Below are 22495 nucleotides of genomic sequence, written 5' to 3'. Positions count from 1 at the left end.
CATATAAGGCCAGGTATGCTGCAACTTTTACACAGGCGGGTTTAGAGGTTGCTTTACTTTAAAGCCACGACTCTCTATATTGAAGGCCATGCTTTCAATCGAGGAAAACCAATGATCACAGTACTGGGCGCCGCCGGCAGTTTGGATAAAGGCCACGAATGCACTGCCTTCCTGCTCGGCGACGCCATCCTTATTGATGCCGGTCATGTCATGCAGGAGTTGGGTCAAGCCAGCACCCGCATTGAACACGTTTTCCTGACCCACGCCCACTTTGATCATTTGCGCGATCTGCCGTTTCTGGTAGAAACCCATTTCGACAGCCGCCGCCAACCGCTCAAAGTCTACGCACTGGCCGAGGTCATCGACAGCCTCAAACGTCATATTTTCAACGATGTCATCTGGCCGGCTTTCCATGCCATCCATCACGCAGTCTGCGGCAAACCGATGCTCGAATTTGTTGAAATCAAGCTGGAACAGAGCATCTTTCTGTATGGCTATGAAATTACGCCCATCGCCGCCGAACACGGAGTAGCCGCCTGCGGCTATATCATTCTTTGCGATGGCTTCGGCTGCCTGCTGACGGGGGACACCTACTACACACCGCAGCTGGCCGAACGCATCAATGCAGATGACCGCATTCGCAGCCTGATTGTCGAGACCTCGTTTCCGTCCAGCCTCGAGAAATTGGCCGAACAGAGCCGTCACATGACCCCGAAGCTGCTGGAGAAACTCCTTAAGCAGCTCAACCGCCCGCTGGCAATCTATCCTTACCATTTGAAACCGGCCTATCAGGAAACCATTCTCGACGAACTCAACCGCCGCCAGATTCGTCCATTGATCAGCCGCATATTGCAACGCGGCGACCAGCTCGATGTTTTCCGCGCCACCCCGCAGGTCACACCTTTGTAACATCCGACTGGCCTTGGAGGCCATTCGAACGATCAGCTGCGTATCTTGCTGTCGATCGCCCAATCGATCACCTCGGAATCCCGGATTGAACACCTGCTGAAACAGATTCTTGAGCAAGCCATCGCTTTTTCTCAGGCCGATGCCAGCACCCTTTACCAGCACAAGAACTTGAGTTCAGGGTGATTATCAATCATTCGCTAGGCATCAAGATGGTTGGCAGCGGCAATCTGATCGAATGGGATCAGTCTGCCACTCTATCTCGAGGACGGTGTGCCCAATATCCGCATGACAGCCGTGCTCTGCGCGCTCAACAAACACCCCATCAACATCCACAATGTTTACGAAATACCGCGCCTCGATTTCAGCGACACCAAGGCGTTCGACCAAAAAACCGGAATCCATGCTAATCGTGCCGATTATCGACCGCGACCAAAACGTCTATAAACGTGCGCATTACGATACCGAAAACGACGATCAAAAAACTCAACATATAAGGCCAGGTCGTCGAAACCTTCGCAGCGTTACCAACAAAGTCTTGCCGAGTTGGACGGTTTTTGCAAAACGCTAACAGCGGCAACGACATCCTTCGCGATGACGCCACCAGGAGACTCTAGTACTCACCCAAATGCCGTTTCAATCCACGCGCCCGCGTGGGGCGCGACGGTCATGTTTTACCCGTAATAGTCGCTGTTCAACTCGTTTCAATCCACGCGCCCGCGTGGGGCGCGACTGCATTAAGCTCATCAATGTATTTATCTTGAAGGCGTTTCAATCCACGCGCCCGCGTGGGGCGCGAGCCCATGTTTTGCATCGGCGGGTTTTTTTATACCGTTTCAATCCACGCGCCCGCGTGGGGCGCGATTTGATCGGATCACTTCCATGTCAACCAGGTACGAGTTTCAATCCACGCGCCCGCGTGGGGCGCGACCCGACATTGTGTTTATGGGCGGCGCGCTGTCCGGTTTCAATCCACGCGCCCGCGTGGGGCGCGACCAAGGTTTTGCAACGGTGATTCAGCGTTGATTTGTTTCAATCCACGCGCCCGCGTGGGGCGCGACTGTAGGGATATAGACTGCGGCACCTTGTTTAACGTTTCAATCCACGCGCCCGCGTGGGGCGCGACCATTGTGCTCATGTCATACGCCGTGGATAGCGGGTTTCAATCCACGCGCCCGCGTGGGGCGCGACGAACCTACCAGCTTTAAGAATCCGCCAGGGAATGGTTTCAATCCACGCGCCCGCGTGGGGCGCGACAGCTGCTTTTGCACCTTGCCGGCAACCATTGGAGTTTCAATCCACGCGCCCGCGTGGGGCGCGACCGGTGGAGTTCTTGCGCTCGAGCGGCAAGGAGCCGTTTCAATCCACGCGCCCGCGTGGGGCGCGACTTGATTGGTGATTTTATGGCTACGTATATTGAAGTTTCAATCCACGCGCCCGCGTGGGGCGCGACCTGTCATAAAGCGATCTGGCATTAATGGCTCTTGTGTTTCAATCCACGCGCCCGCGTGGGGCGCGACGAGAGCAATTTCAATATTAGAAAAGCATATGAGGTTTCAATCCACGCGCCCGCGTGGGGCGCGACTTAACGACTGGAGCGGTGTCGGTTTCTGATCTTGTTTCAATCCACGCGCCCGCGTGGGGCGCGACACCTGTTCTTCAAGCGCTGTAACCTGTTCTTTTAGAGTTTCAATCCACGCGCCCGCGTGGGGCGCGACTTTAACAGCCCCGCCGTCTGTCGTGATTTTCACGGTTTCAATCCACGCGCCCGCGTGGGGCGCGACTTTGCATTTTATTAACAATTACGGTGGTGAAAATGTTTCAATCCACGCGCCCGCGTGGGGCGCGACTGATAGACCCTGTGGGTGCCATGGCGCTTTCTGGGTTTCAATCCACGCGCCCGCGTGGGGCGCGACAATTTTACTTCTTTAATCCGGGTACGATGGAACTTGTTTCAATCCACGCGCCCGCGTGGGGCGCGACACCCGCCCTTGGCTGAAAACGGCTTGAAGGTCGCTGTTTCAATCCACGCGCCCGCGTGGGGCGCGACTCAGCGATTTGTAGTGAGCTACCAGATGCAGCAGTTTCAATCCACGCGCCCGCGTGGGGCGCGACTATCTTCTCCAAATTTAGGAAAGATAAAAAGTTAGTTTCAATCCACGCGCCCGCGTGGGGCGCGACGCGGTACTTTCTCTTTATGGCGCGCAACCAATAGTTTCAATCCACGCGCCCGCGTGGGGCGCGACGCGGGATGGTGCTTGATTGTCGGGGCCTTGGTCGTTTCAATCCACGCGCCCGCGTGGGGCGCGACGTGCCTTTTCCGCGCCATTATCAACTCCGTCCAGTTTCAATCCACGCGCCCGCGTGGGGCGCGACGGATTGCCGTGAGCGCCGGCTTAAAAAGAGCGAAGTTTCAATCCACGCGCCCGCGTGGGGCGCGACAGTACCCCCAAAGCCGATTAAACCAACCCACTCAAAGTTTCAATCCACGCGCCCGCGTGGGGCGCGACATGCCAATATCATGCCCAACCTTGGGGTTGTTAGTTTCAATCCACGCGCCCGCGTGGGGCGCGACTACCTGTTGAGCGATGCATTGCATGGCTGGCTCAAGGTTTCAATCCACGCGCCCGCGTGGGGCGCGACACTACGTTCAATGAACTGACCAGGGGTTAAACGAGTTTCAATCCACGCGCCCGCGTGGGGCGCGACATTCAACAGCAGCAGTCTGCACCGCTAGGTATTGTTTCAATCCACGCGCCCGCGTGGGGCGCGACGATAGGGATACTATTACTAGATTGCCAATTGAAGTTTCAATCCACGCGCCCGCGTGGGGCGCGACGAAGACAAAAAGCCATGGATACAAGCTGTCAAAGTTTCAATCCACGCGCCCGCGTGGGGCGCGACGAGTACGCCGACGCGATTAAACACATTGCGCCTGTTTCAATCCACGCGCCCGCGTGGGGCGCGACCTAAAACGCGCACACGCGTCATTATTCCTGGAGCAGTTTCAATCCACGCGCCCGCGTGGGGCGCGACCGTCAACCCGTACAGCACAATCGGCTTCTCGGTTGTTTCAATCCACGCGCCCGCGTGGGGCGCGACATGGTCTCGATGGACTTCTGCACGCTGTCCTGCTGGTTTCAATCCACGCGCCCGCGTGGGGCGCGACCCCTTTGCACCGGCACAGTCCCGGAAAAACCGTGGTTTCAATCCACGCGCCCGCGTGGGGCGCGACGGATGTGACGCGCATGGTCGATTTTATGGACGCGTTTCAATCCACGCGCCCGCGTGGGGCGCGACTGGGTAAATACCCAAGCCAGGCACAGCCGATTGAGTTTCAATCCACGCGCCCGCGTGGGGCGCGACAAAACAGGGGAAACCCCATGCCGTTTGATTTAAAGTTTCAATCCACGCGCCCGCGTGGGGCGCGACGATGCAGAGATGTTGGAATCAGCTAAACGACTGGTTTCAATCCACGCGCCCGCGTGGGGCGCGACATGGAACTTTCCGGTAGGATCAGTAGTGGGTAAGTTTCAATCCACGCGCCCGCGTGGGGCGCGACAATGAGCGTGGATAAAACAACATTGGATTTTCTAGTTTCAATCCACGCGCCCGCGTGGGGCGCGACACCTAAGAGATGGGTTAATAGATAGTGTTGACTGGTTTCAATCCACGCGCCCGCGTGGGGCGCGACTGTTTACCCTTTAAATAAACGCCTGTAGGGATATCGTTTCAATCCACGCGCCCGCGTGGGGCGCGACTCATTATACCTGCTAAACTAGCCGTTGGTTCTACGTTTCAATCCACGCGCCCGCGTGGGGCGCGACAAACGATGGCATAGTTGTAGCGGTGATTCCTAAAGTTTCAATCCACGCGCCCGCGTGGGGCGCGACTTCGTAATAGCCCTTGTTGGCGATTTCTTGTACGTTTCAATCCACGCGCCCGCGTGGGGCGCGACCGAGCTGCAGTTCGACCCCCTTTAAGTATTGAGTGTTTCAATCCACGCGCCCGCGTGGGGCGCGACGAGCGAGTGGTTAGATTACGCCAGAAGAAATGGATGGTTTCAATCCACGCGCCCGCGTGGGGCGCGACTTAAGCTATGAGGATATTCGTGCGGAATTTGACGTTTCAATCCACGCGCCCGCGTGGGGCGCGACCTGGATATAGACCAATCTAGATTGAGCGGTGGTCAAGTTTCAATCCACGCGCCCGCGTGGGGCGCGACAGCAACACTGTAAAAGGTCAAATTGCTTTAAATAGTTTCAATCCACGCGCCCGCGTGGGGCGCGACTCAATCTGCTTGACCAATTGATGCAGGATAAACCGTTTCAATCCACGCGCCCGCGTGGGGCGCGACGGAGCTAGCGTGTGAGCTGTAAAAGTTAAAGAAGTTTCAATCCACGCGCCCGCGTGGGGCGCGACTAAAACCGTGGTCAAAGAGGTGCAGAGCCATGTTGTTTCAATCCACGCGCCCGCGTGGGGCGCGACGCAAGGCCAAGCATGCCGCCGCCGTTGAAACACTGTTTCAATCCACGCGCCCGCGTGGGGCGCGACTCCTTCGTCAAGCTGGTCTTTTAGCTGTGCCTTGTTTCAATCCACGCGCCCGCGTGGGGCGCGACCCGCGTATAGATCGGCTTATGACGCGGCCAATATGTTTCAATCCACGCGCCCGCGTGGGGCGCGACAAGGCGTGCGGGAAATTTGAGAGGGTGGATGCATGTTTCAATCCACGCGCCCGCGTGGGGCGCGACTCAAAAGCCATTCCCCGTTCAAGCGTGACAGATTGTTTCAATCCACGCGCCCGCGTGGGGCGCGACACTATCACCTCGAACCCAAAGATTTGCATCCCTGTTTCAATCCACGCGCCCGCGTGGGGCGCGACCGCTTGCGCCGGTGCCAGCCGGCGTTTCGTTGCTTGTTTCAATCCACGCGCCCGCGTGGGGCGCGACCTTACCACGGTGGCGCGGGCACGAATGCAAGGTGTTTCAATCCACGCGCCCGCGTGGGGCGCGACTGCGCTCGACGATGAACGCCTGGCCATCGGCATGTTTCAATCCACGCGCCCGCGTGGGGCGCGACTGGCGGAACAACAAACACGGTAATAACTATTCAGGGTTTCAATCCACGCGCCCGCGTGGGGCGCGACTAGGCGGCATCCGCATCCCAGTCGCCCACCGCATCGTTTCAATCCACGCGCCCGCGTGGGGCGCGACCGCTTATCTTTCAAGCCCAGCAAATCGAATGGATTTAGGCGGGAATTCGCTAACCTTGAAAATAAGCTTATACATTTTAGCAAACCTTGCTTGAAGAAGAGACTTAAGGTTTGAAGGACAGGCAATTTGCGCCTTATCGCTAAAGTTCCGAGTTTTTAAAGAGCACTCTAGGTTAGCGATAGACGGAAAAGACTTATTGGGTGTATTGCAGCTGAATTTTAAATCCACACGCATGGGCATAATTCTGAAGGGTTTTCCAACCCGGATTGCCAGTTCCAGATTCTAAGCGACTGATATTGCTTTTTTGAGTGCCCATTTTTTGCGCAATTTCTTCTTGCGTTAAACCAGCTTTTTGACGCATATCGACCAAGGCTTCGATCAATTTAAACTCTTCCTCAAGCGCATCGTACTCTTTTTTAACATTCGGATTTTTAAACGCTTCTTTTTTTAACTCATCTAATGTCATCATCTGCATTTTCTATTTCCTTTTTTCGTTTAAGAGCCAATTCCAACTCTTGCTTGGGTAATTTTTGTGTTTTCTTAACAAAAGCATGCAAAACATAAATATGCTTGCCTCTCTGAAAGCAATACAAACTTCGCGCAATACCCTCTGCAGACTTGGCACGCAACTCAAACACCCCCTTACCTAGAGCCTTTGACTGAGGTTCATCGAGCGATGTACCTTTTTCTGCAACAAGATCTATAGTTTATAGCACACGAGACTGCAGCTTGTCAGGCATGCTCAAAATCGCTTTTTCAACCCCCGGGTATAGAATTACTTTCCATTCGTTTGCCATGTTTAGCTCCGAAACAATGTTATCACAAAAGATAACCTTATAAAATCAACGTGTCTTTAAAAACATCCAAAGTCTTTTTAGCCCCAAAATGCTCAACCTTGCCACGCCAACGCGCTCCAAGCATATAAAAACGCAAGCTATCGGTCTCTGCGTTATAAATTTCTAATAATTTTGCTTTTAACCGCACCCATTGATCGGGCTCAATTTCGCATTCAAAAACGGAATACTGCACCCTGACTCCGTGATCGAGACAGGCTTTGGAGATGTGTCGCAAGCGGCGCTGCCCACCCGGATCGTCAAATGAAACGTCATACGTGATTAATACCATCATAACTTACCACTCCTAACGCGGTACAAACGGCGGATATTCGGCCAAATCACCGCGCAAGTGGCGTGCAAGCAACATCGCTTGAACATGCGGCAAGAGACCAATTGGAACCTCTTCATTCAAATAAGGATGCATTACGGTTTCCTGTTTTCGATTTTGCAATGCAACCAAAACGGTTTTACGCACATCGTCTTTTAGTTTGACCGCCCCACTCGCTTCAATCACAAAATCATTGGCTTTAATCTGTTTACGATTGATTAAACTCAGCACTAAACGGTCGGCATACCAGGCACGAAACTCTTCCAAAACATCTTGCGCCAAGCTATCCCTACCCGGCCTGTCCAAATGCAAAAAACCCACTTGCGGATCAAGCCCTACCCCTTGTAATGCCGCCGAAATATCATTGCCAACAATGCTGTAAATAAACGATAACAAGGCGTTAGTTCGATCTAGAGGAGGACGGCGCGAACGGGTGGAAAATGCAAAATCCGCCTCAACGGCCGGCAAAATCAGCTCATTAAACACTCCAAAATAGAAGGCCGCCGCTTCGCCCTCTATGCCGCGAATCAAATCCAAATTTTCAGCCCGTTGCAGCCGATTCAATGCTGACGAAATTTGCGTGATTGCCTGTTTAACCGATGGATTTTCGCCATGATTGCGTAAATGACGATACAACACAGAACGGGAGTTGCTGATTTTGGCGGCGATGATATTGCGGGCAATTTTTTCGGGAGAAGACTCCGCCACGTTGTATTGCGCTTTACGCAACAGCACATTGCCGGTTTGCTTTCCTTGCATACGCCCAAGAAAACGGCCATATTCGGTAAAAAAGGCCAAATGCACGCCGTTTTCGCCGCAAAAACCAATCAAAAACGGCGAGACCATCACATTACCGAAACAATAGATCGCTTGAATGGCATGAATCGGCACCTGCATCGCCTTTTCATGTTCAACCTCAATCACCAACGTTTCGCGTTCTTTATGCAGGTAGGCTCCTTGGCGAGTGATGTACAGGCTATTTTTCAGTTTCTTCAAACGATCTCTCCTGATAAATCGCCTGCACATAAGAGCGGCTTTTATCCCGAAACGTCAGCTTGGGATTGCACAACTCATACAATGAGCAAGCATCGCACTTCTTTTCGTATTTAGCTTTTGGGGTTTTTCCTGAATTGAGCAGGTTTCGAGTTGCCTCGATAATAGATAAGGTTTCCTCTCGAAGCGTCTCGGAGATTTCAACTTGGTGACGATGACGTGTTTGCCAATACCAAATTGCTCCATGTGAAACATTCAAGCCCAGCATCTCCTCCAAACATAACGCCTGAGCACAAAGCTGAATCAAATCGATATGATCTTGTTTAGGTTTTCCGCGCTTATATTCAACTGGAAAACAGACTCCAGTGGCGATATCTACCTCCACCAAATCCAGCTTTCCAGTTAAGCCAAGTGACGGAGCGGACACTTCGACCCCGCGTTCATAACGAATCCCTTTACGGGATTCAGGTAGCCCATGATCCACCCGCTGATGCAATTGCTGACCTTGCGCCGTCAGAAAGTTTTCCGACCAGACCTGTTCATTATGAATAAGCGCACACTGCCGCGGACAAAAAGCATAATGCTGTAATGCCGACAAAGGAATCAAGCGGGTGTCTTGCATGGTTAGAATCCGTCAATTTCTTCAGGCACTAAACCATCCAAGTTATGTAACTCATAGCTACCATCAGGTTTTACATTCAAAGTGCGATGCACCTTGGCAGATGAATATTGTCCCGCCTTCGAGTTATGCTGCCACCAAATGACTTTTTCAACAACCATACTTCCTTCAGGGCGCGCGGAAGATGCGTCCCCTTCAAATAACTTTGGAAGGGTTGCTTTAATTTTTTCTGCATCACCATCGCTAAAGGCTGTGCGTTCAGCTAGTTGTGGCGACATGGCACCAAAGGTTACATACACGGCTTTGTCAACACGGTGTTTCATGCCCATCGTATCAGAGCCTTTTTTAGAGCCATCTCCTTCACCGCTAACACTTTTTGTAATTTGTGTGCTCGTAATGCTCACCGGTTCAATGCTAAATGCCGATTGAATTGAAACAGGTCCGCGAATAGGTATAGATACGCCATCTTTAGTTTCACTTTTGAACGCAAACAATTGTCCAAATGTTCTAACATCAAACCATTTTTGGCACGCTAATTGAGCCGTTTCTTCAGGTTTAGTTTTCTTTACATTGAGTGCATTTTTACCCAAGCCAAACTCTTCAGATTCCGCACGCGCTTTTAAACTTGGCAGTCCATCGGTTTTCTTTTCATCCGATTGTACAAAAATCGACTCACCCACATCCTGCAGGCGATCTCGAATTTTACGCTTTAAACACACATCAGAAATTTCACCAAACCCTTCATAATCCGTTCTCGGACGATTACCGTTCAACGGGTCACCATTAGGGTTGGCATTTTTAACACTAAAAATAACAGCAAAATCTATTTTATTTCGTAAGCTCATGGCTATATCCTCCAGCATTATTGATCAGAATGAGTTTGTGAATCAGATGTATCTTCTTTAGATTTATTTAGCTCAAGCCTTTGAGCATGAAAGGCCAACAAGAACTCACCAGACAGTGATTTATCAGAATTAAACTCCGCTGAGTTAAACATGCCCATCACCTCGTCAAGCTCAGTTAGCCTTTTGTGTAAAAATCTTCCACGAGTGACTTTTAACCGTTGAATATAGGGATTTAACGCCAACTCGATATTGCGCCAAGTTGAAAACGGTCTGTCAGCAAATCGTTGCATTAACCTTGCGGCGGTTGTTGAACGGTTTTCACCTGCGACATAAAGTGCGGTTTCTTCGATTTTTTCGGCAATCGCTAACAATCGGCCAAACAAGTAATCACGACTGCTGTTCTCTTTTTCTAACCCCATCTCATACTCCTTTGACGGTATCTGACGTTTTTTAAAACCTTTGAACAGGGCACAAGCAATGCCCAGATTTTTTTCCCATAACCAACCTTCATCCGATTTATAACCTTGGCGATTAATAGCACGACGAACCGCGCCTTGCATTAAATCCCTCGGAAAAGGGACTGCCTCGACAATACAGGGTAAGATCCGTTCAATAGTTTGCTTTTTTAATGAATCAGAAATGGTAGAGCCAAATATCGCTTCATAAATCGACTTGGGCGCGGGCGTGCTAATTGACCAAGTTGTTTGCTCTTTGCCATTGATTTCTTGTTTAACTCTTTGAAACCAAGCAAAGTCCTGATGCCATTTTTCAATACGTGAAAGGTACTCTTCGGGCATGAACTCTTGATAATAAGTCACCCCCATTCGACCCGGTGTTGCGGAATCTAAGCCGATAATGATCACACTGTCACTTTGATCAAGCTTTGCTTTATAACCTGCGATGTACTTTTTAAGTTCTAAGCCAAACTTTTTGCCAATATCAATCGAATGGTCTATAGCTAATTGACTAGCTTCGTCCGAAAGTAAATCAAAGCTCATTGTCATCGGATCGGGTATTTCTTTACAGGAAAGCGCCCATGCGACCACCGCTTGATCACCATTGCGGTAACCTTGTCGTGAAATTAACCACCTGAGCGCATTATGAGATTTTTGGGTGACATCGTAGGCTATACTCGCAGCTTGATCACCCGAAGCATCTGTAAAGCGCCCTCTAAATGTGAAACCTGAGCTGTCATTAGAAGAAATGAGTTTCGCTTTATCGCCCGTATGACGTAGCTTTGCTGGATGATTCGATGCCAACGGCATGACTTTACCCGTAATATAACAAAGACCTTGCTGTCCTGCCGTTTGGCTATCGTATTGAATCCATGAAGATTGAATATCAGGATTTAACCAAGTTTCACTCGTTAAAAACTTCACATCTTCAACATTCCAGCAAACCAAAGCATTACCTTGATCCAAGCTCCCCGCTTCTTTCGGTAAAACCTTAAATATTTTTGGCGGTTCTAAATCCGACTCTTTAGGCCAACTTGTTAATAGTTTATTTTCAGCATCAACAAATAAAATTTTCTCGGCAATGAGGTCTGCCACTAAACAGCCTTTTTCTACATATTTTTGTACTGCTCTAACTTGCTCAAGTGCAAATTCAGATGTACACCAAGCTGTAAGCTGATCCAAATACCCTTGATAATAGGCGTTTTTGAGCCCTCCGAACACTGCGTAATCACCAGCAACATATTGAATTTTGTCTGCCAAGGGGTGAGGAGCCTCGCCACTGCTTCTTCCTGCTGATTTTTCAGTTGCAGGCAATACAATTTGCATTTTTTCTAACACCTCAGCACGCTTAAAATTACCGTCTAAATCAATCGTTACTTTGATATGGGCATTTTGCAATGTATGACTGATTGGTAAAGGTTTAAGGTCATCAGAAATATCTAGCTGCTGAGCTTTTTCGTAGGTAGCGTAAAGACTAGATAACCAACTCATATCGCCTCCTCTTCCTGTTCAACAGGTTTCTGATTTTCATCCAATTCAAACGTTTTTGCTGTCATAGGCCGCACAACGCGACTATGCTCACACTCATCAGGGCGAGGAAAGTGCAGAACACCTTGCTTCATGGTTGCTTGCCAAAAATTGGCACTCAACTCATCCTTTCCTGTTTCGTCAGGGTAACCAAAACTGTGGAACATTAGACCGAATCCAAGTTCATCTATTTGGTCATACGCCCCCTCACCTTCACCAAATTCACAGGCTTCTACATAACCTTGACAATCGCGTGTCCCTAAAAAAATGTCTTGGCGACCACCCTTATCAATGAACCTTTTCGCCATTGCAAAATGCTTACCATCAATACGATCACGCTCAAGCTCGGGACGATGTTCATTCCATTCAAAATGTGCTTGTACTTGATACTCGACATCATGCAAAAAAGTGTAAATCGCTAAACTATTGCCTCCTCCCCACACTAAAGGCTTCGTTCCTTTAGTTTGCGTGCGCATAGGCTTCATAACTCTTACTTTATCTACGTGCCAAATCAAAGTTGGCTTCCAATAAACGGACTTTAAAATGCCTTTAATCGCTTCGTAGGTCGGAATGTGATAAGAACACTTTTCTCCTCCCACTTTTGTAACCGGGTCAGTAAATAACGCATAGCGCCCACTTACCTTAAAACTGACCGTATTCTTCGGGGTTTCGTGCATGTGAACCTCCTGTGTTAACAATCATAAAATGCCATTGTCGAAACTACCTTTTCCGACAGGCCAAACTCTTTACTGTAGTGTTCATTTTTTAAGTAATAGATACCTTCTCCTTGTATTTCGACAATAGCTTGCGCATCAATTAACCGACTCCAGACATTTGGAAAGACATTCACACTGTACTGTTGGGCCTGCTTTAAGGCTTTTTTATAGGCTTTTAAATCAAAACGCTTTTCCACTCGGCAAAGCTCTGCAATCACCGCCTCCCCTTCACCATAAGGCACAATAACCGCTTTTGTGGGTGAATCAATGGCTTCAAATTCGTCAGCTGCGGTCATAAAAGACTGTTTTAGAAATGGGTAATCAGAGTTATTAAGGCCGCTTACTGGAATATTTACGTTTGAACTTAATAAATTCAGAATATTTTCCTCAGGGTCATGTTTTAATGGAAAAACCATTAATTTCTCACGGTCTGGCTGGTAAAAATAATGCTCAAAATAAAGCGACATAGCTTGCGGGGAAAGAATATCTTGCACACCTGAGTCTAGGACTAGCCTTGCTTTGTCGCGCCCTACTTTAATCTCGTGTAATAAGTCTATTTTTTCTTCGTCGGGATTCACGACATAGACTGTCGATAGCTCACGTTTACCATTACGGTTACAACGCCCAGCGGCTTGTGCAATAGAATCTAACCCTGCTAAAAATCGAATAACCGAAGCAAAATCTACATCAACGCCTGCCTCAATCAACTGCGTACTAATACACAAGACCGGCAAATCATCGTTTAGACGCTGTTTCATTTCTGCAAAAATCGCTTTGCGGTGAGCCGGACAAAGGTTTGTACTTAGAATAAAAAGCGCTTTACTATCTACTTGGTTTTGCAATGATTGATACAGCTTGCTCGCCCAATCCTTGGTATTTACGATTACCAAGCAACTGCCTAAAACGTCAAATTGTTTGTACGCCAAATCTGAAATTTCTGCCTCAGTCCAGCCAGATGACTTGCATAAGTTTTTGACTTCTACACGCTTTAAATCTTCAAACAACTGACTTACATCACTAATCAATTCATTTTCAGACAAGAGATTTAGCTGTCCTTTATCTGGGCGTTTTAGCCTATTCAATAAGGGCTGGGTAGCCGTACACAGTAAGGCGGTTGTGCCACAATAATCCGTCAAAAAATTAAGCGCATTACAGAATAAATGTGTGGTTTTAACTGGCAAGGTTTGAATTTCATCAAAAATCAAAACTGCATTAGCCAATTGATGTAATCGCCGCGCGCGGCTTGTTCCGCCTGCAAACAAAACTTCTAAAAATTGAACCATGGTTGTTAAAACAATTGGCGAATCCCAATTTTCACTGGCTATTTTGTTGTGCCAAGTCTGATGTTCAGGTTCTAAATTAGAATGATGCTCCAGCACCCACGAAAGGTCATCAGCTTCATGTTCAATCACATTTCGAATTGCTTGAGCATTTTGTTCAATGATCGAAGTGTATGGAATGATGTAGATAATCCGCTCAAGCCCGTGATGCTTGGCATGATGCAATGCATAGCGCAAACTAGCATAGGTTTTTCCTCCACCAGTTGGGACGGTTAAGGAATACAAACCTTGTGACTCGGTAGCACGCTGAAAACAATCATCCGAAATTTTTTCTCGTATCGGTGATACCGGGTCTTTTTGAGAGCTTGATTTAAATTCGTTAAGCTTCGTTTCCAAACGCTGGATAGCAACTTTCCAGTCGGGTTTTCTAAACCTCCTATCCGCGTTTTCAGACGTTTCAAAATCCGCACTATTGATGCGGTCAGCATCAATCAAACAACTGAACAGAAACCTAACTAGAAAACCCTTGTTAAATGCCGAAATGCAAGAATGACGTTGTTCCTCACTAACTCGCTTAAGCTGCTCAAGAAACTCCACTACCAAATCCTTATTGAGATGGGATTTGAGATGCTGAGTGTATATCTCTGAAGCATTTTGCAGGCACTCCTGAAGATGAGTTTCATAATCTGTTTTTTTAATTCGCTTAACGAAGTGATTTGTACCATCCAACTTAAAACAATCAATTAAACCACTGTGATGAGAGGCAATACAAAGCGATAAGGCTTGTGCCACAACCTGTCCTTCGCCCTTAAACTCACTTGCTAACGAATGAAATAAATACTGAGAACCTGCTGTGGAATGATCTATATGGCCTTTATGGCTTATTGGATCAATATAATCTTCAGAATCGGGATCAATACGCCCAACGGCTGAACGTAAATAATTTTGAAATGAAAAGCTATACTTACCAAAATCATGTAACAATCCTATCAAATACCCCGCTTTCGGTAGCCCTACCTTTCCTGCCAACTTTTCAGTAAGTTCTGCTACATCAAACAGGTGACCATCTAATGATTGGTCTTCTCCTTTATTTGAAGGGTGAGCTATAAACTCTACATTACTCGTTTTTAAATTATTCATTCAAACCTCTCCCAATCGCTCAACAAGCCTGCCAAATACGCCAATTCTTGCGCACAAAAATAGCGAGCATTGTGTTTGGCGAGATTGGCCACCACTTGCAAATGATCTTGGAGAGTCTGCCAATCAGATTTATCTGCATTACGGCCCGAGTGTGCGTAAAAATGTTGCATAGCTTCCTTACTAAATAGTAGTCATGACTCTATCACATGGTTGTGACAAATCCTGTCACGCTAGCACATCACTGTAGTGTTTTAAGGTCTCATAAAGTATTTTGGCGACTTTACCGCGCAATTCGGGTGGGCTGACGACTTCAATTTCGGGGCCGAATTTGAGAATATCCTGAATTAATTCGGCATCTTGTCCGTAGGGTAAATGCAGTTCCAAACGGCCGTCTTCCAACACCCGTGATACTTGCTGCGGATGCCACTGCTGGTCTTTGACCCAACGCGCCTGATAGGCGCTGAAACGGAGCACGGCGGTTTTGTCGGCATTGCCGTTAAAAATCCCGTAACTGGATTGATAAAATCGGTTCAGAGCGTCGGCTTGTGGCATGTAAACCGCTTTATTCAGCGGCTTGATGTCGAGAATGGCTTCCAGCGAGAAACTGCGCAATGCGTCGCGTTGGTGGCAAAACGCGTCCACAAACCAGCGGTCGCGGTAGCGCACGAGTTGCAGCGGTGAAATTTCGCGCCAATCTTGCTGATCTTGGTGACGGTTCCAAAAATGAATTTTCAAGCGCGTTTGGGCAGCAATAGCCGCGGTGATTTGATTGAGGTTAACATTATTGATCGGCGGGCTGGCAATCGGCACGATCTTAACGTGCTGCGTTAAATAGCGGCTCTCATTTTGAGTTCCTAAGAGCTCAAGAATGCGTTGTTTCATCTGTGCAAAATGGCCTGCCAGCAACCCCTCCGACAGACTATCCATTGCATGATAGAGCGCAAGCAGCGAAAACAGTTCGTCTGAGGTAAACCAGTAACCTTCCAATTCGATTTGCTGCTGTCTGGAAAGATCAAGGTACACCACCCCATCGCTGATAAACCAAGGCGCATGGCGCTTTTCGACCAATTCTTCAATATCCCGCCGGATAGTACGCTGACTTTTCCCAAACGCCTGCGCTAAACAATTAAGTGCTATTCCGCGGTGATTTTTAGGAAGTCGTTGCAACAAACTTTTTTGACGCTCTTCTTTATCCATAAACACAACTACGTATAAAAACCCATGAAAATGAATTTTTAACGTAAAACGCGTTGGCTCACAAGTAAAAGATCGGTTTAACTTTTAACAACCCTCTCTCTATGAAAGCAAAACCACTCAATATGAAGGGCGATTGGAGTAAGATAAAAACCATCAAATCCCACAAGATCGTTTATGCGTATGAATTGGTTTGCGGCTTTTCTTATCCCGTTTTGGCTGACGGCTTTGCTGACAGGCTGTTCAAAACATGAAAACGGCACAACACTCGGCGAACTCGCCTGGGATCGCGTCGAGCTGATTAATGAAGCCAGTGAATCGATTGTCGAGAGAAGCATCGCAGAAGGCAGCCGCGTGTCCACGGGTGAGGTCATTCTTAAACTGGACGACCGCCGCGCCCAGGCCGATCTGGCACAGGCGCAGGCCAACCGGCAGCAACTCGCCGCCAGACTCGACGAACTGCAACACGGGCCACGTCCTGAAGAGATTGAGCAAGCTAAACAAGCCGTGTTGCGCTCGCAAAGCCAGCTCAATCTGGCGCAACTCGAACTGAACCGTCTGCAAAAACTGCTGGCTCAAAAACTCATCAGCCAAAACGACTTGGACCGCGCCAAAAACGACTATCAGACCGCATTAGCCGAATTCAATGCCAACCAGGCCAATCTGACCCTGCTGCAGAGCGGCACGCGGAGCGAACAGCTTGAACAGGCCAAACAAGCATTGGACGCCGCCAATGAACAAGTCAGCCATTTGCAGATTAATCTTGAACGCCATCAGATTCGCGCGCCGGTTGACGGTATTTTAGATAGCCTACCGTTCCAACTTGGCGAACAACCCGCACCGCACAGTGTGGTCGCCGTGCTGCTTTCAGGCAAACAACCCTATGCCCGCGTGCATGTACCGGAACAGATTCGCGCCTTTATTAAACCCGGCACGCCGGCCGAGGTGCAGATTGACGGCGTGGCAAATGTCATGCGCGCCAAGGTGCGCTCCATTCAAAGCGATCCCGATTTCACCCCCTATTACGCACTCACCGAAGGCGACCGCTCACGCCTAAGCTACACCGCCAAGCTTGATATCGAGGCCGATCTGCACGACTTGCCCGCCGGCCTGCCGCTCACTGTGGTCTTTGATCTGGACAAAGTGCAAACAACCGATGCAGGAGCCGCACGGTGAATTCAACAGCCGCCATCAAATGCCACGGCCTGACGCGCCGTTTTGGCGACTTGGTGGCGGTGGATCATTTGGATTTGACGGTTCCCAAGCAGAGCATTTACGGCTTTTTAGGGCCAAACGGCTCCGGCAAATCGACCACCATGCGTATGCTCTGCGGCTTGTTGCTGCCCTCCGCTGGCGAGATTGAAGTTTTGGGACTCAAATTGCCCGAAGCGTCCGAAGCCCTCAAGCAGCGCATCGGCTATATGACGCAGAAATTTTCGCTCTATGACGACCTGACCGTTCAGGAAAACCTGCGTTTTATGGCTCAAGCCTACGCGCTGCCGACCAACACGCAAAAGAGCCGCATTGCAGAAACCTTGGCGGCCTACCAACTGGACGAACTACGCCATCAACTTGCCGGCACCCTGAGCGGAGGCCAGAAACAGCGGCTGGCCTTGGCAGCCGCGACCTTGCACCAACCGCAACTGTTGTTTCTGGACGAACCGACCAGCGGCGTCGACCCGCAAAGCCGCCGCGACCTCTGGGAAGCCCTGTTCAATCTGGTGGATGATGGCGTCACTGTACTGCTCTCCACCCACTATATGGATGAGGCGGAACGCTGCCACCAACTGGCCATTCTTGACCACGGGCGCAAAGCAGCCGAAGGCGTGCCTGCCGAGATGATTGCCAATCTCGATGCGTGGGTCGTCAAAATCGACAACGGCTCGATCCCCGCCCTCAAACAGCACTTGGCACAGGCCAAGGAGGTCATTAGCCTGTCGCAAATGGGCGGCCAACTGCGCCTGCTGGTCAAGAAAAACATTGCCGATCCGGTAACCTATGTGCAACAGCAATTAGCCGGCCTGTCCGAAATTGAAATTGCGCAGCATGCCATCAGTCTGACGGAACCGACCCTGGAGGACGTGTTTGTGGTAGCTACCCAAAAACCGCGCAAAATGGATGCACCCAAATGATGTCGTTGCGCCGCTTACTGGCCGTTTTCCGCAAGGAGGTCTGGCAGCTCAAGCGCGACCGCCTGACCATCGCCATGATTTTCGGCATCCCGATTATCCAGATCCTGCTGTTCGGCTATGCCATCAACACCGATATCCGCGCCATTCCCACGGTGGTGCTCAACCAGTCGCACAGCCAACTCTCCCGCGACCTGCTTTCCGATTTGCAGGCATCGCAAGTCATAAAACTGAAAGGTAACGTCCACCATGTCGAGGAAATTGAAACCCTTTTAAGACAGGGAAAAATCAGTATCGGCATTGTCATCCCGCCCGACTTCGAGCGGCGCTTACAGGATAGCTCGCGCGCCGCCGCACAACTGCTGGTGGACGGCAGCGACCCGATTATTCTCGGAGCTGCCAAGCAGCTCACCGCCATGCCTTTCCACCTTAACAGCCAGAGCGTGCCGCCCCAAAACCGCCTATTTGAAGTGCGCCACTTCTATAACCCCGAAAAACGCTCCGCCATGAACACCATTCCGGGGTTAATCGGCGTGATTCTGACCATGACCATGGTGATTTTCACCGCCATCTCGCTGGTGCGCGAACGCGAGCGCGGCAATCTCGAACTGCTCATCAACACCCCCATCACCTCCAACGAACTGATGCTCGGCAAAATGTTGCCCTATATCGCCATTGGATTCTTCCAGGTGACGCTGATTATGCTGCTCGGTTTGGTGATTTTTGATGTGCCGGTGCGCGGCCAGCTGGTGGATGTCTATATCGCCGCGCTGGTGTTCATCGCCGCCAATCTGACCTTGGGGCTGTTGTTCTCCACCCTTGCCAAAAGCCAACTGCAGGCCTTGCAGATGACGATTTTCATTATGCTGCCGTCCATTCTGCTCTCCGGCTTTATGTTCCCGTTTGACGGCATGCCCGAAGCCGCACAGTGGATTGCCGAGATCCTGCCGCTGACTCATTTCGAGCGTCTGATACGCGGCATCATTCTGCGCGGTGCCGATTTGAGCGAACTGTGGCCGGAGCTGTTGGCCTTAATCGCTTTTGCAAGCGTGACGATGTTGCTCGCGCTCAAGCGTTTCCGTAAACGCCTCGATTGACCTGGCTCAACAAAGCAGTGAAAAACCCAGTCCTCAGGATGGCAATGACTATAATGGAACTTCATTTGTTAAGTAGATTTGCGGCACCATGAACCACTTTCATGCCACCCAGCAAGGCGAACTCATCGGCACCATCAGCGAAGTGCATGGTCCGGTGGTGGTCATCGCCTGCCAACAGCTGCCGCCGCTGAATCAGGCGCTGTTCGCGAAATTTGACGACAGCGTCTGCCTGTTCGAAGTGCATCAACACCTCGACAAACATCACGTGCGTGCCGTCAGCTTGCACTCTACCGCCGGTCTCTACCGCGGCATGGACGTTTTCGATACCGGCTCGCCGCTGCATGTGCCGGTCAGCCCCGACTGCCTCGGGCGTGTGCTCAATATCTTCGGCGAACCGCTGGATGGCGGCGAAGCCATTCAAACCGGCACCTACCGCAATATCCACACTCCCCCGCCAGACCTCTCCGAAGCCACCGACGGCAGCGACATCCTGATGACCGGCATCAAGGTCATTGACCTGCTCTGTCCGTTTGTCAAAGGCGGCAAAACGGGGCTGTTCGGCGGCGCCGGGGTGGGCAAAACCGTGCTGACCATGGAGTTTATGCACGCCGTGGCCTCGATTCACAAAGGCGCCTCGGTGTTTGCCGGCGTGGGCGAGCGCATGCGCGAAGCGCACGAAATGTGGCACGAAATGGACGCGGCCGGCATTCTGCCGCAATCATTGCTGATTTTCGGGCAGATGGACGAAGCCCCCGGCGTGCGTTTCCGTCTTGGCCTCTCCGCCCTGACCTACGCCGAATACCTGCGCGATACCCTGCAAAAGGAAGTGCTGTTTGTGATGGACAACACCTTCCGTTTCGTACAGGCCGGCAGCGAAGTCTCCAGCCTGCTGGGGCGCATGCCGGCCACCGTGGGTTACCAGCCCACCCTGACGACCGAAGTCGCCGAACTGGAAGACCGCATCACCTCGACACGCCGCGGCAATATCACCTCGGTGCAGGCTATCTACGTGCCCGCCGATGACATGGGCGACCCGGCGGTGAATGCCATTTTGAGCCATCTGGATACCACGGTCATCCTGTCGCGCAGCCAGGCGGCCAAAGGGATCTATCCGGCGGTCGACCCGCTCAAATCCAGCAGCAAGGCGATGGACGCCTATACATTGGGAGCGCGGCATTACAGCGTGGCCGAAGCGGTACGCGAACATCTGGCGCGTTACCACGAACTGGAAGATATTATCGCCATGCTCGGCGTCGAGGAACTTTCGCCCAAAGACCAGCTGATCGTCAAACGTGCGCGCCGTCTGCAACGTTACCTGACCCAGCCTTTCTGGGTCACCGCTGGCCAGAGCACGCTCAAAGGGGTTTCCGTGCCGTTGGAAAAAACCCTCGACGACTGCGAAGCCTTTTTGCGCGGCGATTACGACGAACTCACCGAAGAGGAGTGTTATATGCGCGGCGCCATGAGCGATCCCAAATAGGTGACCAGACCATGCCGTTTGTGATGCAACTCCAGGACAGCACCCACAGCCAGACCTTCGAGGCGGTCACGGCGTTTGTCGGCGAGGATGCCAGCGGCAGTTTCGGCTTGTTAAGCGGTCATGCGCGTTTTATGACCTCGCTGCAGATCGGCTTGGCGCGTTTTAAAGAGGAGGATGGCTGGCACTATCTGGCCACCCCCGGCGCCCTGCTCTATTTTGACGACAATGTGCTGACGCTCTCGACGCGCCACTTTGTGATTGACGACGACTACACCCGCATCAGCCGGATATTGCAGGAGCAGATTCTGGAAGAAGAAATGGCCTTGCTGCAGCAAAAACAGAGCCTGCGGCGCATGGAAGAAGAGGTGCTCAAACGCCTCTGGAAACTCAACAGGCCGGGTGGCTGAGCGCTGTGATGGTAATGAGATGACTGAGATGACTGAGATGACCGATAAAGAAACTCTCAAAAAACAGGTCGAACGCCAGGTTAACCGCCTGCAGCAGGCGGAAAAACAGCGTTCGACCCTGCTGGCGCAAACCGTCTATCTGGGCACCATCGGCTTGCTAATTGCGCTGCCGATTGTGGTCGGCGCCTATCTCGGCCACTGGCTCGACCAGCAGGAAGCGCTACGTTACTCTACCAGCTGGACGGTCAGTCTGATACTGCTCGGTGTCTTTATCGGCGCCATGAACGTCTATCTGTTTATCAAACGCAACCCCTAAGCGGAATCAGCCAAGATGAATGCATCGGAAATCGCCATCCAAAGCCTATTTAACATTGGTCCTATCGGCATTACCAGCACGGTGGTCACCACCTGGGCGATTCTGCTCGGCCTGACGCTGTTTATCGGCGTTTACACCCGCCACCTGGCCGCCGCACCCGGCAAAATGCAAACCGCCATCGAAGCGGTGGTGATTGCCATGGAAGACGCCATTGCCGCCGTCGCCCCCGAACACGCCAAACGCCTGCTGCCGTTTGTCGGCAGTCTGTGGATTTTTCTGGTAGTGTCCAATCTCATCGGCCTGATTCCTGGCGCCCATTCGCCCACCCGCGACTTTTCCGCCACGGCCGCGCTCGCCGCGCTGGTGTTCCTGTCGGTGCACTGGTACGGCATCCGCATTTCCGGCCTCAAGGCCTACCTGCACCACTACCTGACCCCCACGCCTTTCCTGCTGCCGTTTCATCTTGTCAGCGAAATCACCCGCACGGTGGCGCTGGCAGTGCGTCTGTTCGGCAATATGATGAGCCTGGAAATGACCGCCCTGCTGATTCTGATGGTGGCGGGGTTTCTCGCCCCCATTCCGATTCTCGCGCTGCACATTATCGAAGCACTGGTGCAGGCCTATATCTTCGGCATGCTCGCACTGGTCTATATCGCCAGCGGCCTGCAAACGCAAAGTGCGCAGAGTTTAAAACAATCCACACAATCCACTAATCCCTCGGAGTAACCCATGACCGATATCGCCACCTTCGTTACCGACTCCACCCTTATCGCCGTTTTCGGCATCGCCATCGGCGTGCTCGGCCCGGCCATTGCCATGGGCTGGTCGATCAGCCGTGCACTGGAGGCCATCTCACGCCAGCCGGAGGCCGAAAACTCGATTATGCGTACGCTGTTCATCGGCCTGGCGATGATCGAATCGCTCGCCATCTATGTGCTGGTCATCGTCCTGATCGTGTTGTTCCGCAACCCATTAATGGAATATCTGGTGAAGTAAACACCCTTTTGAGCAAGG

Annotated in this window: 21 protein-coding genes, 1 pseudogene and 1 CRISPR repeat array; of the genes and pseudogenes, 11 read left to right on the top strand and 11 right to left on the bottom strand. The window is 51.0% G+C overall.

Annotated elements, in window-relative coordinates:
• The first annotated feature begins 111 nt into the window (after nt 1–111).
• From HZ297_RS10035 to HZ297_RS10025, 3 genes are all read left to right on the top strand, one after another.
• A complete protein-coding gene (locus HZ297_RS10035) occupies nt 112–909 on the top strand; it encodes a 3',5'-cyclic-nucleotide phosphodiesterase (protein ID WP_178863383.1) in 798 nt (265 codons plus the stop codon).
• 45 nt (nt 910–954) lie between these two features.
• Nucleotides 955–1092, top strand: coding sequence for a hypothetical protein (locus tag HZ297_RS10030; RefSeq protein WP_178863381.1), 138 nt, complete (start codon nt 955–957; stop codon nt 1090–1092).
• Nucleotides 1093–1243: 151 nt separating this feature from the next.
• Nucleotides 1244–1477 (top strand): hypothetical protein, encoded by a 234-nt coding sequence (locus HZ297_RS10025; protein ID WP_178863379.1) that lies wholly within the window; start codon nt 1244–1246, stop codon nt 1475–1477.
• A 62-nt stretch (nt 1478–1539) separates the two neighbouring features.
• Nucleotides 1540–6119: direct repeats of the CRISPR family, unit length 32 nt; unit sequence GTTTCAATCCACGCGCCCGCGTGGGGCGCGAC.
• Between the two features lie 193 nt (nt 6120–6312).
• Here the strand turns inward: HZ297_RS10025 and HZ297_RS10020 are convergent.
• The 11 genes and pseudogenes from HZ297_RS10020 to HZ297_RS12210 form a co-directional block, all read right to left on the bottom strand.
• A complete protein-coding gene (locus HZ297_RS10020) occupies nt 6313–6594 on the bottom strand; it encodes a helix-turn-helix domain-containing protein (protein ID WP_246261886.1) in 282 nt (93 codons plus the stop codon).
• Entirely contained in the window at nt 6572–6823 is a 252-nt protein-coding gene (locus HZ297_RS12070) for a type II toxin-antitoxin system RelE/ParE family toxin (protein WP_343034814.1), read from the bottom strand. The genes HZ297_RS10020 and HZ297_RS12070 overlap by 23 nt, the downstream gene beginning before the upstream one ends.
• A gap of 130 nt (nt 6824–6953) precedes the next feature.
• On the bottom strand, nt 6954–7247 hold the full coding sequence (gene cas2, locus HZ297_RS10010; protein ID WP_178863377.1) for a CRISPR-associated endonuclease Cas2: 294 nt from the start codon (nt 7245–7247) through the stop codon (nt 6954–6956).
• Nucleotides 7248–7259: 12 nt separating this feature from the next.
• Complete coding sequence (cas1c, locus tag HZ297_RS10005; protein ID WP_178863368.1) at nt 7260–8279, bottom strand: type I-C CRISPR-associated endonuclease Cas1c; 1020 nt, start codon at nt 8277–8279, stop codon at nt 7260–7262.
• On the bottom strand, nt 8260–8898 hold the full coding sequence (gene cas4, locus HZ297_RS10000) for a CRISPR-associated protein Cas4 (RefSeq protein ID WP_178863366.1): 639 nt from the start codon (nt 8896–8898) through the stop codon (nt 8260–8262). The genes cas1c and cas4 overlap by 20 nt, the downstream gene beginning before the upstream one ends.
• 2 nt (nt 8899–8900) lie before the next feature.
• Nucleotides 8901–9740: a type I-C CRISPR-associated protein Cas7/Csd2 gene (gene cas7c / locus HZ297_RS09995; RefSeq protein WP_178863353.1), complete on the bottom strand. Its 840-nt coding sequence runs from the start codon at nt 9738–9740 to the stop codon at nt 8901–8903.
• Between the two features lie 17 nt (nt 9741–9757).
• On the bottom strand, nt 9758–11686 hold the full coding sequence (gene cas8c / locus HZ297_RS09990; protein WP_178863351.1) for a type I-C CRISPR-associated protein Cas8c/Csd1: 1929 nt from the start codon (nt 11684–11686) through the stop codon (nt 9758–9760).
• Entirely contained in the window at nt 11683–12399 is a 717-nt protein-coding gene (cas5c, locus tag HZ297_RS09985) for a type I-C CRISPR-associated protein Cas5c (protein WP_178863349.1), read from the bottom strand. Before cas5c ends, cas8c begins: the two co-directional genes overlap by 4 nt.
• Nucleotides 12400–12413: 14 nt before the next feature.
• Nucleotides 12414–14858, bottom strand: coding sequence for a CRISPR-associated helicase Cas3' (cas3, locus tag HZ297_RS09980; RefSeq protein WP_178863347.1), 2445 nt, complete (start codon nt 14856–14858; stop codon nt 12414–12416).
• 225 nt (nt 14859–15083) lie between these two features.
• On the bottom strand, nt 15084–15926 hold the full coding sequence (locus tag HZ297_RS09975) for a helix-turn-helix transcriptional regulator (protein WP_246261883.1): 843 nt from the start codon (nt 15924–15926) through the stop codon (nt 15084–15086).
• Nucleotides 15927–16055 (bottom strand): annotated as a pseudogene (locus HZ297_RS12210) (DeoR family transcriptional regulator); the annotation flags it as partial.
• 174 nt (nt 16056–16229) lie between these two features.
• On the opposite strand from HZ297_RS12210, the gene HZ297_RS09970 reads away from it, so the two are divergent.
• The 8 genes from HZ297_RS09970 (at nt 16230) to atpE (ending at nt 22477) form a co-directional block, all read left to right on the top strand.
• Nucleotides 16230–17228 carry an HlyD family secretion protein gene (locus tag HZ297_RS09970; protein ID WP_178863343.1) on the top strand — a complete coding sequence of 333 codons (999 nt, stop codon included), beginning with the start codon at nt 16230–16232 and terminating at the stop codon, nt 17226–17228.
• Nucleotides 17225–18184 carry an ATP-binding cassette domain-containing protein gene (locus HZ297_RS09965; RefSeq protein WP_178863341.1) on the top strand — a complete coding sequence of 320 codons (960 nt, stop codon included), beginning with the start codon at nt 17225–17227 and terminating at the stop codon, nt 18182–18184. Before HZ297_RS09970 ends, HZ297_RS09965 begins: the two co-directional genes overlap by 4 nt.
• Nucleotides 18181–19278 (top strand): ABC transporter permease, encoded by a 1098-nt coding sequence (locus HZ297_RS09960; protein WP_218644610.1) that lies wholly within the window; start codon nt 18181–18183, stop codon nt 19276–19278. Before HZ297_RS09965 ends, HZ297_RS09960 begins: the two co-directional genes overlap by 4 nt.
• 88 nt (nt 19279–19366) lie before the next feature.
• A complete protein-coding gene (gene atpD / locus HZ297_RS09955) occupies nt 19367–20758 on the top strand; it encodes a F0F1 ATP synthase subunit beta (protein ID WP_178863339.1) in 1392 nt (463 codons plus the stop codon).
• 11 nt (nt 20759–20769) lie between these two features.
• Nucleotides 20770–21165, top strand: a complete 396-nt coding sequence (locus tag HZ297_RS09950; RefSeq protein WP_178863337.1) for a F0F1 ATP synthase subunit delta/epsilon — start codon at nt 20770–20772, stop codon at nt 21163–21165.
• 19 nt (nt 21166–21184) lie between these two features.
• Complete coding sequence (locus HZ297_RS09945; protein ID WP_218644609.1) at nt 21185–21481, top strand: AtpZ/AtpI family protein; 297 nt, start codon at nt 21185–21187, stop codon at nt 21479–21481.
• Between the two features lie 15 nt (nt 21482–21496).
• The gene (locus tag HZ297_RS09940; protein ID WP_178863335.1) at nt 21497–22207 is read left to right on the top strand and encodes a F0F1 ATP synthase subunit A; all 711 of its coding nucleotides are present in this window, start codon (nt 21497–21499) and stop codon (nt 22205–22207) included.
• A gap of 3 nt (nt 22208–22210) precedes the next feature.
• Nucleotides 22211–22477 (top strand): ATP synthase F0 subunit C, encoded by a 267-nt coding sequence (atpE, locus tag HZ297_RS09935; protein WP_178863333.1) that lies wholly within the window; start codon nt 22211–22213, stop codon nt 22475–22477.
• Nucleotides 22478–22495: the final 18 nt, after the last annotated feature.

This window comes from Thiomicrorhabdus cannonii (assembly GCF_013391695.1).
GTDB classification, from domain to species: Bacteria; Pseudomonadota; Gammaproteobacteria; order Thiomicrospirales; family Thiomicrospiraceae; genus Thiomicrorhabdus; species Thiomicrorhabdus cannonii.
The sequence above is the reverse complement of the archived record's forward strand: the minus strand, read 5'-3'. Positions and strand labels throughout refer to the sequence as shown.